Origin of the sequence: Kitasatospora kazusensis (genome assembly GCF_039529945.1) — a bacterium.
Lineage (GTDB): Bacteria > Actinomycetota > Actinomycetes > Streptomycetales > Streptomycetaceae > Kitasatospora > Kitasatospora kazusensis.
Window position 1 is genome coordinate 1 of sequence record NZ_BAAANT010000042.1, and the last position, 15,238, is coordinate 15,238.

At 72.2% G+C, this 15,238-nt stretch carries 16 protein-coding genes and 3 tRNA genes; 1 reads left to right on the plus strand and 18 read right to left on the minus strand.

The window, feature by feature from the left end:
• Positions 1–100: 100 nt before the first annotated feature.
• The 10 genes from ABD330_RS26470 to ABD330_RS26515 form a co-directional block, all read right to left on the minus strand.
• Complete coding sequence (locus tag ABD330_RS26470) at positions 101–1,387, minus strand: NsdA family TPR-like regulatory protein (RefSeq protein WP_344468520.1); 1,287 nt, start codon at positions 1,385–1,387, stop codon at positions 101–103.
• 105 nt (positions 1,388–1,492) lie between these two features.
• A tRNA-Ala gene (locus tag ABD330_RS26475) sits at positions 1,493–1,565 on the minus strand.
• Positions 1,566–1,979: 414 nt separating this feature from the next.
• Positions 1,980–2,052 (minus strand) — tRNA-Ala (locus ABD330_RS26480).
• Positions 2,053–2,093: 41 nt separating this feature from the next.
• Positions 2,094–2,166: transfer RNA gene (locus tag ABD330_RS26485), tRNA-Ala, on the minus strand.
• A gap of 126 nt (positions 2,167–2,292) precedes the next feature.
• The gene (locus tag ABD330_RS26490) at positions 2,293–2,943 is read right to left on the minus strand and encodes a histidine phosphatase family protein (protein WP_344468564.1); all 651 of its coding nucleotides are present in this window, start codon (positions 2,941–2,943) and stop codon (positions 2,293–2,295) included.
• Complete coding sequence (gene rsfS, locus ABD330_RS26495; protein WP_344468521.1) at positions 2,940–3,425, minus strand: ribosome silencing factor; 486 nt, start codon at positions 3,423–3,425, stop codon at positions 2,940–2,942. The genes ABD330_RS26490 and rsfS overlap by 4 nt, the downstream gene beginning before the upstream one ends.
• Before the next feature lie 102 nt (positions 3,426–3,527).
• Positions 3,528–5,402 carry a LytR C-terminal domain-containing protein gene (locus ABD330_RS26500; RefSeq protein ID WP_344468522.1) on the minus strand — a complete coding sequence of 625 codons (1,875 nt, stop codon included), beginning with the start codon at positions 5,400–5,402 and terminating at the stop codon, positions 3,528–3,530.
• A 16-nt stretch (positions 5,403–5,418) separates the two neighbouring features.
• On the minus strand, positions 5,419–6,045 hold the full coding sequence (nadD, locus tag ABD330_RS26505; RefSeq protein WP_344468523.1) for a nicotinate-nucleotide adenylyltransferase: 627 nt from the start codon (positions 6,043–6,045) through the stop codon (positions 5,419–5,421).
• A 79-nt stretch (positions 6,046–6,124) separates the two neighbouring features.
• Entirely contained in the window at positions 6,125–6,271 is a 147-nt protein-coding gene (locus ABD330_RS26510) for a hypothetical protein (RefSeq protein WP_344468524.1), read from the minus strand.
• Between the two features lie 165 nt (positions 6,272–6,436).
• Positions 6,437–6,583, minus strand: coding sequence for a hypothetical protein (locus tag ABD330_RS26515; protein ID WP_344468525.1), 147 nt, complete (start codon positions 6,581–6,583; stop codon positions 6,437–6,439).
• A gap of 226 nt (positions 6,584–6,809) precedes the next feature.
• Between ABD330_RS26515 and ABD330_RS26520 the strand changes: the two genes are divergently transcribed.
• A complete protein-coding gene (locus ABD330_RS26520; RefSeq protein WP_344468526.1) occupies positions 6,810–7,895 on the plus strand; it encodes a M48 family metallopeptidase in 1,086 nt (361 codons plus the stop codon).
• A gap of 21 nt (positions 7,896–7,916) precedes the next feature.
• On the opposite strand, the gene ABD330_RS26525 is transcribed toward ABD330_RS26520, so the two are convergent.
• The 8 genes from ABD330_RS26525 to rplU form a co-directional block, all read right to left on the minus strand.
• On the minus strand, positions 7,917–8,984 hold the full coding sequence (locus ABD330_RS26525; protein ID WP_344468527.1) for an SCO2583 family membrane protein: 1,068 nt from the start codon (positions 8,982–8,984) through the stop codon (positions 7,917–7,919).
• 93 nt (positions 8,985–9,077) lie between these two features.
• A complete protein-coding gene (locus ABD330_RS26530) occupies positions 9,078–9,638 on the minus strand; it encodes an SCO2584 family spore wall biosynthesis protein (RefSeq protein WP_344468528.1) in 561 nt (186 codons plus the stop codon).
• Positions 9,639–9,724: 86 nt separating this feature from the next.
• Entirely contained in the window at positions 9,725–11,005 is a 1,281-nt protein-coding gene (locus ABD330_RS26535; protein ID WP_344468529.1) for a glutamate-5-semialdehyde dehydrogenase, read from the minus strand.
• Between the two features lie 86 nt (positions 11,006–11,091).
• Positions 11,092–11,586, minus strand: a complete 495-nt coding sequence (locus ABD330_RS26540; RefSeq protein WP_344468530.1) for a hypothetical protein — start codon at positions 11,584–11,586, stop codon at positions 11,092–11,094.
• Positions 11,587–11,672: 86 nt separating this feature from the next.
• The gene (gene proB / locus ABD330_RS26545; protein WP_344468531.1) at positions 11,673–12,809 is read right to left on the minus strand and encodes a glutamate 5-kinase; all 1,137 of its coding nucleotides are present in this window, start codon (positions 12,807–12,809) and stop codon (positions 11,673–11,675) included.
• Positions 12,810–13,035: 226 nt separating this feature from the next.
• Positions 13,036–14,508 (minus strand): GTPase ObgE, encoded by a 1,473-nt coding sequence (obgE, locus tag ABD330_RS26550; protein ID WP_344468532.1) that lies wholly within the window; start codon positions 14,506–14,508, stop codon positions 13,036–13,038.
• A 137-nt stretch (positions 14,509–14,645) separates the two neighbouring features.
• Entirely contained in the window at positions 14,646–14,903 is a 258-nt protein-coding gene (rpmA, locus tag ABD330_RS26555) for a 50S ribosomal protein L27 (RefSeq protein ID WP_280718232.1), read from the minus strand.
• 16 nt (positions 14,904–14,919) lie between these two features.
• Positions 14,920–15,234 (minus strand): 50S ribosomal protein L21, encoded by a 315-nt coding sequence (gene rplU / locus ABD330_RS26560; protein ID WP_280718231.1) that lies wholly within the window; start codon positions 15,232–15,234, stop codon positions 14,920–14,922.
• Positions 15,235–15,238: the final 4 nt, after the last annotated feature.

Here is a 15,238-nt window from a genome sequence, read left to right on the forward strand (position 1 = left end):
TCCGATCCGACAACCGCTCACCCGCAGGTGCCTTGACCTGCCCCACCCTCGCCACACCACTACCAACGAGACAGACAGGACAAAGTCACCAGCATTGCGGCTAGCCCCGCGTCGCCGCGTCGAAGTCGCGCAGGGCCCGTGCCACCCGGACGGACTGCATCCCCGCCGCCAGCAGTCGCGCCTCCTCGGCGACCCTCGCGGCTTCCACGTGCTCCCCGGTGCGCTGGTAGGAGTCGGCGAGCCGGACCATCAGCAGGGCCTTGGCCCGGGCCCGCTCGGGCGAGAGCGCGGCGACGGCGCCGACGAGCAGCTGCTGCGCCCGCTCGTGGTCGCCGAGGAAGAGGTGGGCCTCCCCCACCATGCCCTCCAGGTCGGCCCGCTCCTGGGTGTGGCCCTCCTCGCCCTCCAGGGCCAGGAACGCCCGGTCGGCGACCGCCTCGGCGCTGATCTGCTCGCCCTTCTTGCCGTGTGCCCGGGCTATCCGGCCCAGCTGGAGCGCCCGCTCGCGCGGGGTCAGCACCTCGTCGGCGGCCCGCAGCGCGGTGGAGAGCATCGCCACCGCGTCCAGCCCCCGCCCGCCCGAGTTGTGGGTGGCCTGTACCGCGAGGCAGCCGACCACGCTCACCCCGAGCCGGGGGTCGCCCGAGACGTGGGCCGCCCGCAGCGCCGCGACGAAGGCCCGCTGCGCCGCCGCGTCGTTGCCGAGGTCGTAGTTGGCCCAGCCGACCAGCCGGGCCAGCCGGCTCGCCGCGCCGTAGAGCTCCCGTCCCAGCTTCTCGTCGTACGCGCCGAGTTCCAGCAGCTTGGCGACCATCGCCAGCTCGGCCTTGGCGAGGTCGAGGATCAGGCCGCCGCCGTAGGTGCGCTCCAGCCGCTGCTTGCTGTCGTAGCTGAGCCGGAGGTCGTCCAGGTGCTCGGTGGCGATCCGCAGCGCGCCCTCGCCCCCGGTGACCTCCGGTGGCGGCGAGGCCCAGTGGCGGGCGGCCTGTTCGAGCTCGTCGCCCCGGAAGAGGTCGGTGAGCCGGACGGGTGCGGCGTCCGCGCCGGCCTCGCGGAGCGCGGTCTGCGCGGTGTCGGCCGTCCACGGGTCGGTGAGCAGCCGGGGGGAGAGCATCTTGGCGCCGCGGTTGCTGCCCATCTGGCCCCAGAGCTGCTCGTACGTCACGGCGATGCCCAGGGTGCGGCCGAGCACCTCGCAGACCGCCTGGTCGTGCGGAGCCCTCGGCACCATGCCCCGGTCGCGCCACTTGTAGGGGGCGGTGGAGCTGATCGCCAGGGCGGCGGGGAGCACCGCGTTCACCTCGCGGGCCAGCCGCTCGGGGCTCCACCCGAGTTGGTGCAGGATCCGGGCAAGCTCTTCGTTGCGCTTACGCGCCAGATCGGCCATGCCACGACGGTAGCTGCCCGCCGCCGCAGCCGGGTAGGGCGGCGGGCACTCGCGGGGAAAAGGAAAGGCCGCCTTCCGGATTCGGAAGGCGGCCTTTCGCAAGGGTGGAGCTACGGAGAATTGAACTCCGGACCTCTTGCATGCCATGCAAGCGCTCTACCAACTGAGCTACAGCCCCTTGACCTGCAGTGTCACCGGGCGTTTCCCCCGGCGACATCCATTACTTTACACGGTCACCGGCCCACTCCCCTAATCAGTTCGCGGCGCCCCTCCCACGCCCGGCCGACCGGGCGCGCAACTGCGGGAGGCAGGACGGGACACAGGTCGGGAGATAGCGCGGACGCAGGGCGGGCGGCACGCCGGGGAGACGGCCCGGGAGGGGGCACCGACGGCCCGGCGGTGGCCGGCCCGCCCTTCCCCGAGCCCCTGAGCCCCTGAGCCGGGCGGGTGGCGACCCCGGCCCGGCCGCCCCGGCCCGCTCGCGCTCGCGCTCGCGGTCGACCACGTGCACCGGGACGGAAGGGCACCGGAACAGCGCCGGAACAGCAGGAAGGCCGCCTCCCGATGAGGGAGACGGCCTTCCTGTCCGCTGTGGAGCTACGGAGAATTGAACTCCGGACCTCTTGCATGCCATGCAAGCGCTCTACCAACTGAGCTACAGCCCCGCGACACGCACGGAACCCTTGCGGGTACCGCTGGTGCGGAGTGGAGCTACGGGGAATTGAACCCCGGACCTCTTGCATGCCATGCAAGCGCTCTACCAACTGAGCTACAGCCCCGCACTTCGGAGGAATTCCCCGCCTCCCTCTCGGTCGGCGTTCTTTCCTGCGAACGAGGAAGACTCTAGCTGGTCAGGCCCGGAAGTGTGAAATCCCGCCCCCCTGCCGGGGTGCGCCCCCCGTCACTCAGGTGTCGTCGCCGATCACCGGCTGCGGCAGGGTACCCGCGTTGTGCTCCAGCAGACGCCAGCCGCGTGCGCCCAGGCCGAGTACCGACCAGCAGCAGTTGGACAGGCCGCCGAAGCGTTCCCAGTGCGCGGGTTCCAGGTCGAGCAGGCGGCCGAGCATGGTGCGGATGGTGCCGCCGTGGCTGACGACCACCAGCGTGCCGTCCTCCGGCAGCTTGTCGACGGCCGCCAGCACGAGCGGGACGGAACGGTCCGCCACCTCGGTGCTCAGCTCGCCGTCGCCGCCGCGCCGGACCGGCTCGCCCTGCGCCCACGCGTCGTACTGCTGCGGGAAGCGCTCCCGGATCTCGGCGTTGGTCAGGCCCTGCCACTCGCCCGCGTACGTCTCGCGCAGGCCCTCGTGGTGCTGCACGTCCAGACCTGTGATCTTGGCGAGCTCGGCGGCCGTACGGGTGGCGCGCTTGAGGTCGGAGGAGATCAGCAGGTCAGGACGGAGACCGGAGAGCAGCCGGGCGGACCGCTGGGCCTGGAAGACGCCCTGGTCGGTCAGCTCGATGTCGGTGCTGCCCTGGAACCTCGACTCCAGGTTCCAGGAGGTCTGGCCGTGCCGCCAGAAGACGATGCGCGGCCCCCGCGCGGCGCGGCTCAGCTCTCGTCCTCGGCGTAGGTGTCCACGTGGTGGCTGCCCTCGTCGTCGTGGTCGGCGACCTCGACGACGTTGCCGTCCGCGTCGGTCACGGCGTTCTCCGGGCGGTTGCGGGTGGCCAGCGCGTCAGCGGGGATCGGGAGCTCCGGGCAGTCCTTCCAGAGCCGGTCGAGGGAGTAGAAGGAGCGCTCCTCGGAGTGCTGGACATGCACCACGATGTCCAGGAAGTCGAGCAGGATCCAGCGGCCCTCGCGCTCGCCCTCGCGGCGCACCGGCTTGACGTCCAGCTTCACCCGCAGCTGCTCCTCGATCTCCTCGGCGATCGACTTCACCTGGCGGTCGTTGGCCGCCGAGGCGATGAGGAAGGCGTCGGTGATCGCCAGCACGTCGCTGACGTCGAAGGCGATGATGTCGTGGGCCAGCTTGTCGGCCGCCGCCTGGGCGGCGACGTTGATCAGTTCCTGGCTGTGGTCCGTGGCAGTCACAGTGTTCTTCCGGCTTGGTGACAGAGATTCGCCTTCCAGGATCTCACGAACGAGAGAAGGCCCCGGCCGAATTCGACCGGGGCCTGCTCACGGCGACCGCCGCTACTGGCCTGCGCTCGGGCTGAAGTCCTTGCCCAGCACGACCACCAGGTCCGCGTTCTGCGGGTCGGTGACCTTCTTCACTGCGCTGTCCGGCAGGCCCAGCGTGGTCGCCAGGGACTTGGCGGCGGCCTGCTTGGCGTCGTCGGTGTAGCGGACCTCGCTGTTCGCCTGGGTCGCGCCGGCGGCGGCGCCGCTCGGGACGACGCTCAGCCCGGCGTTGGACACCTGGATGCTCGCGGCGGTGGCGTTCTTGTCGTTGCCGGAGGCGTTCTGGATGCTCACCCTGGTCGTCTTCGAGGCGGAGTCGGCGCTGTGCACGGTGCCCCCGAGGACGTCCTTGACCTGCTGCCCGGCGACGGCCGCGTCCAGTGTCCCGTCCGGCTGCACCTTCAGGGTGCTGGTGCTGAAGTGCCCGTCCTTGGCCTGCTGGGCCAGCTGCGCGAGCACCCCGGACAGTGCCTGCTCCGGCAGCGAGGGGTCGAGAACGGCGTTCATCCGGTGCACGTCGTACTGGGCGTCGGCCAGCGTCGTCGGCATGGTGCGGACGATCGCGTCGAGCACCTGCCCGAACCGCGCCAGCTGGGCGTCCCGGCCCTCGCCCGGCGCCTGGTAGGTGGCGTACAGGACGGCGGCCTGACCACTGAGCGTGACGCTCTTGCCGACCGGGGCCAGCAGCTTGCCGTCCGGCTTCCCACCCTCGTGCACCTCGGCGTTGGTGTCCACCTTGATGCCGCCGAGCTGGGCGACCAGCAGTTTCAGGTAAGGGGTGTCGAGCCGCCAGGTGCCGGCCACGGTGGTGCCGAGCACGATGCCCAGGCCGTCCCGGGTGCTGGAGGTGCCGAGGGTGTCCATCGCCTGGCCGAGCGGGGTGGTCCCGGAGTCGGATCCCGGCAGCTTGAGGGTGTCCGGCAGCATCAGCGCCGAACCCTTGTGCCCCGGAGCGTCGTTGACCAGCAGCGCGGTGCTGACGTTGCCCTGCAGGTCGCGCAGGTGCACCACGTTCACCTGGCGCTTCCCGGCCGCCGCCGCCACCGTGGCGGCGCCGCCGAACTTCCCGCTCCACCAGAGGTAGCCGCCGCCACCGGCGGCCAGCAGCACGAGCACGAGCAGGCCGCCGATCGCCCGGCTGCGCAGCTTGCGGCGGCGCTCGTCCCGGCGCTCGCTGCGCGACTCGGCGAACTTGAGCCAGTCGATGACGTCTTCGCTCTCCTCCGCCTCCTCGTCGACGAAGGTGAACTCGCCCGTCCCGTAGTCCTCCGAGCCCTTCGGCGGCGCCTTCGGCCCGCGTCGGCCGCCGACCTGCTCGGAGGGCTCCGCCGCAGCCCGCACCGCGACCGGCTCGGCCGGGCGGGGGCGCGGCGGCACCGGCACCACCGGCGGAGCGGCCCGCTGGACGGGAGGCTCGACGACGGGCGGGGCGGCGGCCGGCGGGACGACGACGGACGGCACGGCGACCGGCGGGGCCGCGGGAGCCTGGTACGGGTCCTGGACGTACGCCTGCTGCCGGCCATAAGCGTCGTACGGCTGCTGCTGCGGCTGGTACGGATACTGCTGTTGCTGCCCCTGGTAGGGGTCCTGGACGTACGCCTGCGGCCGGCCGTAGGCGTCGTACGGCTGCTGCTCGTAGGGCTGCGACTGCGGCTGCGGCTGCGGCTGCGGCTCGTACGCCTGCTGCTCGTACCCGGGCTGCCGGTACGGGTCCTGGTGGTACGCGTCCTGCTGCTGGTACCCGCCCTGCTGCTGACCGTAGGGGTCGTACTGCTGCGCGTACTGCTGCTGCTCGTAGCCGGGCTGCGGCTGCGGCGGCTGCTGGTACGGGTGCTGCGGACGGTAGCTGTCACCGTCCGGTCCGCTGCGGTCTGCCGTTCCGGTCACGCCGTCCCTCCCGGGATCAGGGCTGGGCCGGCGCGTAGAGCGCCCGCTTGTGGATGTAACGGACCACGCCGTCCGGGACGAGATACCAGACGGGCTCGCCCTTGGCGACGCGCAGCCGGCAGTCCGTGGAGGAGATGGCCAGTGCCGGGACCTCTATCAGCGAGACACCGCCCGCCGGGAGGCCGGCGTCCGACAGGACGTGCCCGGGGCGGGTGCAGCCGATGAAGTGGGCGAGCGAGAAGAGCTCCTCGGAGTCGCGCCAGCTGAGGATCTGGGAGAGGGCGTCCGCGCCCGTGATGAAGAACAGGTCGGCGTCCGGGTGGAGGGCGTGCAGGTCGCGCAGCGTGTCCACGGTGTAGGTCTGGCCCTGCCGGTCGATGTCGATCCGGCTGACGGAGAACTGCGGGTTCTCGGCGGTGGCGATGACCGTCATCAGGTAGCGGTCCTCGGGCGGCGTGACCTCCCGATGGCTCTTCTGCCACGGCTGCCCGGTCGGCACGAAGATCACCTCGTCGAGGTGGAACGCGCTCGCCACCTCACTCGCGGCGACCAGGTGTCCGTGGTGGATCGGGTCGAAAGTGCCGCCCATCACGCCGAGGCGCTTCTTCACCGGTCCGCCGGGGGTCTCGGCCTGCTGTCCCATGCCGCCACACCTTACGCGACGTCCGTTACGGCAGGGAAAGGCAGGCCGGGGCCCCCGGTCCGGTCCGGCCGGCAGCCGCTCAGCGGTCGCGGTTGAACCGCGTGGTCACGTAGAGCAGCAGCAGGAGGATGAACAGGGCCGAGCCACCGGTCAGGTACGGGTTCAGGCTGTCGTGGTTGCCGCCCTCGGCGAGCGGGGTCAGGGCTGGCAGGGTGTGAATGCTCATGGTCGGCGGGACCTTCTCGGCTCGGTGAGGGACCAGGACGCGGGCCGCACGGCTCGCGCGCTCATCGTACGGGTGCGGCCCCGGCAACCGCGCGGCGGCCCACCGCGTCTGACCCCTCGTGGAGAACCCGCCGCAGCCGGCCGGCGCCGGCCGGTCGGCGCCGCCTCAGTTGTCGCGGCCGGCCCGGACCAGGATCCAGCCGAGCAGGCAGACGCCCACGATCGAGGCGACCACGACGATCCGCAGGAACAGGCCGGGGCCGTTCTCGCTGGAGATGGGCGCAGCCAGCTGGACAAGGGTGCTGGTGGACATCGGTGGGGCTCCTCGGTCTGGCGGTGTCGGCGCTCGGCACGGTCGGCCGTCCGGCGCCGTCGGTCCGGTGGAGCCAGCGTAGACCGGGGCGTACCGGACACCGGACAGCACCCCCGGGCGTACCGTGGGCGGCGGGGACGAGTGGACGCGGACAGTCGTTAGCAGCAGTGCAGCACCGGGGGCCGGCCTGAGCCGGAGCCGACGTCGAGCAGGAGGCACTCAGACCATGACCGACCCGAAAACCGAGAACATCCCGAGCCGTCGCCGCCAACGCTTCCCGGGGATCTCCACCCGCGCCTGGGAGCACCCCGCCGACCGCTCCGCCCTGGTCGCCCTGCGCAAGCTGTCGGGCTTCGACGAGATCCTCCGCAGGCTCGCCGGGCTGGTGTCGGAGCGCAGCGTGCGGCTGATGTTCCTGGCCACGGCGGTCCGGACCTCGGAACGGCAGTTCCCCGAACTCCACGCGATGGTCCGCGACGCGGCGTACGTACTCGACCTGGAGCGGGTCCCCGAGCTGTACGTGACGCAGGACCCGACCGTCAACGCGATGTGCATCGGCATGGACACCCCGGTCATCGTGGTGACCAGCGGCCTGGTCGAGCTGCTCGACGAGGAGGAGCTGCGGGCCACGATCGGCCACGAGGTCGGCCACGCGATGTCCGGCCACGCGGTCTACCGGACGATGCTGCTGATGCTCACCAACATCGCCGGCCGGATCGCCTGGATCCCGCTCGGGGGCCTCGCCGTCACCGGTGTGGTCACCGCGCTCAAGGAGTGGTTCCGCAAGGCCGAGCTCTCCAGCGACCGCGCCGGGCTGCTGGCCGGCCAGGATCTCCAGGCGTCGATGCGCGCCCTGATGAAGCTGGCGGGCGGCCACAACCTGGCCGAGATGAACGTGGACGCCTTCCTGGAGCAGGCCGAGGAGTACGAGCAGGCCGGTGACCTGCGCGACGGCGTGCTGAAGCTGCTCCAGGTGCTGCCGCAGACCCACCCCTTCGCGGTGGTCCGGGTGGCCAGGCTGAAGGAGTGGGCCGAGAGCGAGGGCTACCGATCGGTCCTGGCCGGCAGCTACCCGCTGCGCGCCGACGACCCGGACACCTCGGTCGGCGAGCAGTGGCGGGCGGCCGCCGACTCGTACGCGAAGTCGGTCAAGGAGAGCAGGGACCCGCTGATGGGCCTGCTCCGCGAGGTCGCGGGCGGTGTCGGCACCGTGGGCGGCAAGCTCCGGGACACCTTCACGGGCGGCGGCAACGGGAACGGCAACGGGACCAGCAACGACAGCCGGACCGGGCAAGGCACCGGCACCGGCTGACGGACGGCTGCTGCGGGGTGGTCACCCGGTGATCGGGGCGAGCACCCCGCAGAGCTGCCAGGCCGGGTGCGAGTGGTCACCCGGGTTGACGGCGGGCGGCGCCGGCGCGGCCGGCGGGCCGCCCAGCGCGGCGAGGGCCGGCTCCAGGTGGTCCGCCTGCCGGCTGCCGCAGGCCGTCGGCCCCGCCTGCTCGACCGAGTCGACCAGGCGCAGCCGGCCCGCGGCGATGTCGGTGCGGTCGAACTCGAAGCGCAGCTCGCGGCGGACGGAGAACAGCGTGACCGGCGCGGAGTCGTCCGTCCCGGCCGGCCGCAGCGCGTAGACGAAGGTGTGGTCGGTGGTGACCTCCAGCGTGCCGCTGTCCGCCTCGGCGACCTGCATGGACCCGGTCACCTTGACGCCGCCTGCGGCGAGCGCGACCTGACCGGGGTCGAACCGCACCAGCCAGCCGGTGGCGGCGTGGTGCTGGTCGTCGCGCGGCTCGTTGATGCTCTGGTCGTACTGCGCCTGCTCACCGGGTGTGATCAAGGTCCGCACACCGCCGGTCTCACCCTGCACCAGCTCGGCCGGGGTGAGCGAGGAGGCCACCAGGAACTGCTGGGCGGTGTCCAGCGCCTTCGCCACCTCCGTCCTGGTGAAGTGCGCCGTCGCCGAGGACGCCGGGACGGCGAGCCCCGCGACGCCGTCGGCGTAGCCGCCCGGAACGGCGGCGAACGGGTTCTTCGGATCCGTCACGGCGGTGACGGGGGAACTCGGGGTGAGCGCGACCAGACTGACGGTGAGTTGGTTCCCGCTGGGCTGGGCGCCCAGCCTCGGCGGCGCGCTCACACCGAAGTAGACAGCCGCCGCGAACGCCATCGCGATCAGCAGCAACAGGGCCACGGCCTGCCGGGGCAGCGAACCGAGCGGTCCGAGGAAGATCCGGGGCCGGACGGCCCTGGGGTACTGGCCGCCGAGCCGCTCACGGGCCGACAGCTCCTGGATCCGGGCCGCACGCACGAACGACTCGTCGAAGACAACCGCCGCATACTCGTCGTCGTTTCCGGCACCGTCGGGCGTCCCCTCCGGAGGCTCACGCGGGTCACCCATACCACCAGGGTAAGGCGGCAGCCCGGCCCGCTACGAGAGTCCGGTCACAACTTCTCCGGACGGGTGACCCCGCCACCGGCACCGGCCCGGGCGTCAGCCGGGCAGCAGTACCACCGGGGAGGCGGACGGGCTCGACTGCGAGCCGGTGCTGCTGGCCCCGCTCTCCGGCCGGCGGGGCGATTCGGCGGCCCCGCCGCCCACCCCCCGGTAGATCGCCGCGACGGCCACCGCGACCAGGCTGACGCCCATCACCAGGGCCAGCACCAGCGCGACCGGCCGGTGCCAGCGCTGCTGCGCCACCCGGTGACCGCCGTGCCGCACCGCCTCGTACCGGGCCGCCCGCCCCCAGCGCGGCCGGCGCCGGCCGGACCACGGGTCGGAGTACAGCCGGTCGTCGTCGAGACCGCTGGGGTGCGGGCGCAGCTCCAGCGGCAGCCCATCCGCCCCGGTCACCTCGTAGCTCCGGCCCAGCGCCACGGTGTCCGGCTCGAACCTCGCCTCGGCGGCGGCCAGCTGCCGCTCCCTGGCGCTCGGCTCGTGCACGGCGGCACAGCGGACGAAAGCCTCGTCGAAAACCACGGTGGCGAACTCGTCGTCCGCACCACCGTGGTCGGCGCCGTCGGAGTCCGGCAAGCCCCCCACATCCTCAGCCACGGATTCAGCGTATTACCGGGCGGGCGTTTTGTCTGTGGCTCCCCGCAGTTGGTCCAACGCGGGGAGCCGCACCGCCAGGACGGCTGCTAGCCCCGGAGGTGGCCGTCACCGGTGACGACGTACTTGCTGGAGGTCAGCTCCGGCAGGCCCATCGGGCCACGGGCGTGCAGCTTCTGGGTGGAGATGCCGATCTCGGCACCGAAGCCGAACTCACCCCCGTCGGTGAACCGGGTGGACGCGTTGACGGCCACCGCGGCGGCGTCGACCAACTGGGTGAAGCGGCGGGCGGCGGCCTGCGAGGTGGTGACGATCGCCTCGGTGTGCCCGCTGGACCAGCGGCGGATGTGCGCCACCGCGGCATCCAGCGAGGGGACGACGGCGGCCGCGAGATCGTACGAGAGGTACTCCGTCTCCCAGTCCTCCTCGGTGGCGGGGACGACGGTGGCGGCGCTGCCCTCGGCCGCCTTCAGGACCGCCTCGTCACCGTGCACGGTGACCCCCGCCTCGGCCAGCGCCGCCAGCGCGAGCGGCAGGAAGGCGTCGGCGACGTCCTGGTGCACGAGCAGCGTCTCGGCGGAGTTGCAGACGCTGACCCGCTGCGCCTTGGAGTTGAGCAGGATGCCGACCGCCATCGCCAGGTCGGTGTCGGCGTCCACGTAGACGTGACAGTTGCCGGTACCGGTCTCGATCACCGGGACGGTCGAACCTTCGACGACCGTACGGATCAGCGAGGCGCCGCCGCGCGGGATCAGCACGTCGACCAGGCCACGGGCCCGCATCAGCTCCTGGACGGAGTCCCGGCTCTCGCCCGGCACCAGCTGGATCACGTCGGCGGGCAGCCCGGCCCCGGCCACCGCGTCGCGCAGCACCGCGATCAGCGCGGTGTTGGACCGGTACGCGGAGGCCGAGCCGCGCAGCAGGACGGCGTTGCCGGACTTCAGGCAGAGCGCGGCGGCGTCGACGGTGACGTTGGGACGGGCCTCGTAGATGATCCCGACCACACCGAGCGGCACCCGGACCTGGCGGACGTCCAGCCCGTTCGGCAGGGTGTAGCCGCGCAGCACCTCGCCGACCGGGTCGGGCAGGCCCGCCACGTCCCGGACGTCGGAGGCGATCGCCGCGACCCGCTCCGCGGTGAGGGTGAGCCGGTCGACCACCGACTCGGCGGTGCCGGCCGCGCGGGCCCGCGCGACGTCCTCGGCGTTGGCGGCGGTGATCTCCGCCGTCCGGGCGACCAGCGCGTCGGCGATCGCCAGCAGCGCGGCGTCCTTCGTCCTGCGCGGCAGTGGGGCGAGCCCGGCGGCCGCCTCACGGGCACGGCGCGCGACGGCGAGGACGGGGCTCTCGGTGCTGGCGTTACTGGTCATGCCGGAAAGGGTAGCGACTGTGCCGGGCCGTTACGGCGGGTATTTCACCCGGTGAGACTGTTGAACGAGTTGCCAACAGGCAAAGCTCAGTACGGCTGGACGCCGCCCAGGTTGCGGGGCGGGTCTCCGAAACCCTCGGCGACCCGCTTGTGGTAGGTCGGCCGGTCCACGACCTCAAGGCCGACGATCTCCCAGGGCGGGAGGTTGGCCGTCAACTTGTGCTCGCCCCAGAGCCGCAGGGCGATCGCCGCCGCGTCGTGCAGGTCGCGGGCCTGCTCCCAGTAGCGGATCTCGGCGTGGTCGGCGGCGTAACGGGCCGTCAGGAAGAAGGAGTGGTCGTGGGCCAGCTGCTCCAGCCCGGCCCGCAGTTCGGCCAGTGGTGCGGCCTTCCCCGCGACGCTGAGCACGACGTGCCAGAGCCTGGGCTGCTCGGCCTCGTCCACCACCCCGGCGGGCTTCAACTCCCGCACCGTGTCGGACGGTTCATCCACCCCGCCGCCTGTCTCGCGCCCGCCCGCGATGCTGGTGAGCCTCCGCTGGGGCGGCTGACCGGGCAGCGCTCCCTGGCGCCTGCGTCCCATCGGCTGCCTCCTGTTCGGCGACGTCGTGTCCGGGCCCGGCCGTCACTCGGCCCTACCCCTGAGGGCGGGCCCCTCGGGGCCGCGCGTCAGGCCCGCAGGACGACCAGGTCGTCACGGTGAATGACCTCGCGCTCGTACGCGGCACCGAACTCCTGGGCCAGATCTCGGGTGGACCGGCCGAGCAGACGGGGCAACTCCCTCGCATCAAAGTTGACCAGTCCACGGGCCACGATGTGGCCGTTTTCGCCAAGAAGGTCCACCGGATCACCCGCGACGAACTCCCCGTCGACCCGGGTGACCCCGGCGGGCAGCAGCGATTTGCGGCCCGAGACGACCGCCTCGACCGCGCCGGGGTCCAGCTGGAGGGCGCCCCGGGGGCTGCTGGCGTGCTCCAGCCAGAGCAGGCGGTCGGCGGTCCGGCTGCCGGTCCGCAGGAAGAGCGTCCCGGTCGGACGGCCGGCCAGCGCGTCGGCGGCCTGGCTGGCGGCGGTGAGGACCACCGGGATGCCCGCGCCGGTGGCGATCCGGGCCGCCTCCACCTTGGTGACCATCCCGCCGGTGCCGACACCGGCCTTGCCGCTGCTGCCGATCTCGACGCCTTCGAGGTCGTGCGCCCCGCGCACCTCGGCGATCCTGCTGGTGCCGGGCTTGCTCGGGTCCCCGTCGTAGAGGCCGTCCACGTCCGAGAGCAGGACGAGCAGGTCCGCGCGGACCAGGTGGGCCACCAGCGCCGCCAGCCGGTCGTTGTCGCCGAACCTGATCTCGGCGGTGGCGACGGTGTCGTTCTCGTTGACGACCGGCATCGCGCCCATCGCCAGCAGCTGGTCGAGCGTGCGGTACGCGTTCCGGTAGTGGGCCCGCCGGCTGGCGTCCTCGGCCGTCAGCAGCACCTGGCCGACCCGGACGCCGTACCGGGCGAAGGAGGCCGTGTAGCGGGCCACCAGCAGCCCCTGCCCGACGCTCGCGGCGGCCTGCTGGCGGGCGAGGTCCGAGGGGCGCTTCTCCAGGCCGAGCGGGGCCAGCCCGGCGGCGATGGCACCGGAGGAGACCAGCACGATCTCCGGGGCGTCGGGCCTGTTCCGGGCCTTGGCCAGGGCGTCCACCAGGGCGTCCACCCGGTCCGCGTCCAGCCCGCCGGCGGCGGTGGTGAGCGAGGAGGAGCCGACCTTGACGACGATCCGCCGCGCGGCCAGGACCTCCTGACGCAGTGTCCGATCGGTCATCGCTACTGTCCTCCGCTGGTGCATGCGGCGAGCCCGCCGCCGGACCGTAATGTACGCGATCCCACCAACGCTCCGCGTTGGCGGCTCAGCCGCTGGACACGGCAACGCTCACGCAACTGGGCAACCAGAAGGGGCGCGGGGACTGCGCGAGATCGGAAGGTGCGGACCTGTGCCCTGCCGATTTCGCGCAGTTCCCCGCGCCCCTTCTGGTTACCCGTAGAGAGGGTTAGTCCTCTTCGTCGATCTCGACGGCCTGGCGGCCGCTCGACATCGCCTCGAAGGCCAGGTACTCGGTCTCCGCCGCGTCGCGGCCCTTCTGCTTGTCGCGGCGGCGGTCGACGGCCGGGCGGTGGGTCTCCAGGCGGTGGTCCTCGCCACGGCGGCCGAGCATCTCCGCGCCGGCGGCCATGGTCGGCTCCCAGTCGAAGACGACCGCGTTCTCCTCGGCGCCGATGATGACGGTGTCGCCCTCCTGGGCGCCGATCTTCCAGAGCTGGTCCTCGACACCGAGCCGGTTGAGCCGGTCGGCGAGGTAACCGACGGCCTCGTCGTTGGAGAAGTCGGTCTGGCGGACCCAGCGCTCGGGCTTGATGCCGCGCACCCGGAAGGCGCCGTCCTCCTCGGTGACGGTGAAGCCGGCGTCGTCGACGGCCTTGGGCCGCAGGACGATCCGGGTCGCCTCCTCGACGGGCTTGGCCGCGCGGGCCTCGGAGACGATCTGCGCCATCGCGAAGTTCAGCTCGCGCAGACCGGAGCGGGAGGCCGCGGAGACCTCGAACACCCGGTAGCCGGCCTCCTCCAGGGAGGCACGGGTGATGTCGGCGAGGTCCTGGCCGTCCGGCACGTCCACCTTGTTGAGGGCGACGATCCGCGGGCGGTCGTCGAGGCCGCCGTACTGGGAGAGCTCGGCCTCGATGGTCTCCAGGTCCGTCATCGGGTCCCGGCCCGGCTCCAGGGTCGCGCAGTCGAGCACGTGGACCAGCACGGTGCAGCGCTCGACGTGGCGCAGGAACTCCAGGCCCAGGCCCTTGCCCTGGCTGGCGCCCGGGATCAGGCCGGGGACGTCGGCGACGGTGTAGACCGTCTCGCCCGCGGTGACCACGCCGAGGTTGGGGATCAGGGTGGTGAACGGGTAGTCCGCGATCTTCGGCTTGGCGGCCGAGAGGACCGAGATCAGCGAGGACTTGCCCGCGCTCGGGTAACCGACCAGCGCGACGTCGGCGACGGACTTGAGCTCCATCACGATGTCGCGGGCCTCGCCCGGCTCGCCGAGCAGCGCGAAGCCGGGGGCCTTGCGGCGGGACGAGGCCAGCGCCGAGTTGCCGAGGCCGCCACGGCCGCCGGCCGCGGCGATGAAGCTGGTGCCGTGGCCGACCAGGTCGGCCAGCACGTTGCCCTGGCGGTCCATGACGACGGTGCCGTCCGGGACGGGCAGGACGAGGTCGCCACCGGTGGAGCCGGTGCGGTGGCCGCCCGCGCCCGGCTTGCCGTTGGTGGCCTTGCGCTTGGGCGAGTGGTGGTACTCCAGCAGGGTGGTGACCTGCGCGTCGACCATGAGGATGACGCTGCCGCCCTCACCGCCGTTGCCGCCGTCGGGCCCGCCGAGCGGCTTGAACTTCTCCCGGTGCACGGAGGCGCAGCCATGGCCCCCGTTACCCGCGGCGACGTGCAGCTCGACGCGGTCCACGAAGGTGGTCATTGGATGTGCCTCCAGAGCGAAGAAATGGGGTCAGGGCGGACAAACCGCCCTGGGGTAAAGCAGGAAGGGCGGACCGGAAATTTCCGGCCCACCCTCCCAGAATCTCGCCGTTTACCGCTGACGCGGCATCAGGAAGATCAGGCCTCGACGGCCACGATGTTGACGACCCGACGGCCACGGTGCGTGCCGAACTGGACCGCACCGGCCTTCAGCGCGAACAGGGTGTCGTCGCCGCCACGGCCGACGTCCGCACCCGGGTGGAAGTGGGTGCCACGCTGGCGGACGAGGATCTCGCCGGCGCTGACGACCTGGCCGCCGAAACGCTTCACGCCGAGGCGCTGGGCGTTCGAGTCACGGCCGTTGCGGGTAGAGCTTGCGCCCTTCTTGTGTGCCATCTCGCTATCCCCTTACTTACTTCGCGGAGTCGATGCTGGTGATGCGGACGGCAGTGTGACGCTGGCGGTGGCCCTGGCGACGACGGTAGCCGGTCTTGTTCTTGTAACGAAGGATGACGATCTTCTCACCCTTGGTGTGGTCGACGACCTCGGCGTGAACCTTCACACCGGCGAGGACCCACGGGTCGGAGGTGACGGCTTCGCCGTCGACGACCAGGATGGTCGAGAGCTCCACCGAGTCACCCGGCTTGACGTCAACACGGTCGATCTCCAGCACGTCGCCGACGGCGACCTTGTGCTGGCGGCCGCCGGCGCGAACGATCGCGTACATGCGG

What these genes read in the sequence shown, in the direction of transcription:
- nadD (WP_344468523.1), bottom strand. Translation starts at nt 6,045, where the DNA reads ATGGGACAGCAGGCCGAGACCCCCGGCGGACCGGTGAAGAAGCGCCTC.
- obgE (WP_344468532.1), bottom strand. Translation starts at nt 14,508, where the DNA reads ATGACCACCTTCGTGGACCGCGTCGAGCTGCACGTCGCCGCGGGTAAC.
- ABD330_RS26520 (WP_344468526.1), top strand. Translation starts at nt 6,810, where the DNA reads ATGACCGACCCGAAAACCGAGAACATCCCGAGCCGTCGCCGCCAACGC.
- ABD330_RS26515 (WP_344468525.1), bottom strand. Translation starts at nt 6,583, where the DNA reads ATGTCCACCAGCACCCTTGTCCAGCTGGCTGCGCCCATCTCCAGCGAG.
- rplU (WP_280718231.1), bottom strand. Translation starts at nt 15,234, where the DNA reads ATGTACGCGATCGTTCGCGCCGGCGGCCGCCAGCACAAGGTCGCCGTC.
- ABD330_RS26540 (WP_344468530.1), bottom strand. Translation starts at nt 11,586, where the DNA reads ATGGGACGCAGGCGCCAGGGAGCGCTGCCCGGTCAGCCGCCCCAGCGG.
- ABD330_RS26535 (WP_344468529.1), bottom strand. Translation starts at nt 11,005, where the DNA reads ATGACCAGTAACGCCAGCACCGAGAGCCCCGTCCTCGCCGTCGCGCGC.
- rpmA (WP_280718232.1), bottom strand. Translation starts at nt 14,903, where the DNA reads ATGGCACACAAGAAGGGCGCAAGCTCTACCCGCAACGGCCGTGACTCG.
- ABD330_RS26510 (WP_344468524.1), bottom strand. Translation starts at nt 6,271, where the DNA reads ATGAGCATTCACACCCTGCCAGCCCTGACCCCGCTCGCCGAGGGCGGC.
- proB (WP_344468531.1), bottom strand. Translation starts at nt 12,809, where the DNA reads ATGACCGATCGGACACTGCGTCAGGAGGTCCTGGCCGCGCGGCGGATC.
- ABD330_RS26470 (WP_344468520.1), bottom strand. Translation starts at nt 1,387, where the DNA reads ATGGCCGATCTGGCGCGTAAGCGCAACGAAGAGCTTGCCCGGATCCTG.
- ABD330_RS26525 (WP_344468527.1), bottom strand. Translation starts at nt 8,984, where the DNA reads ATGGGTGACCCGCGTGAGCCTCCGGAGGGGACGCCCGACGGTGCCGGA.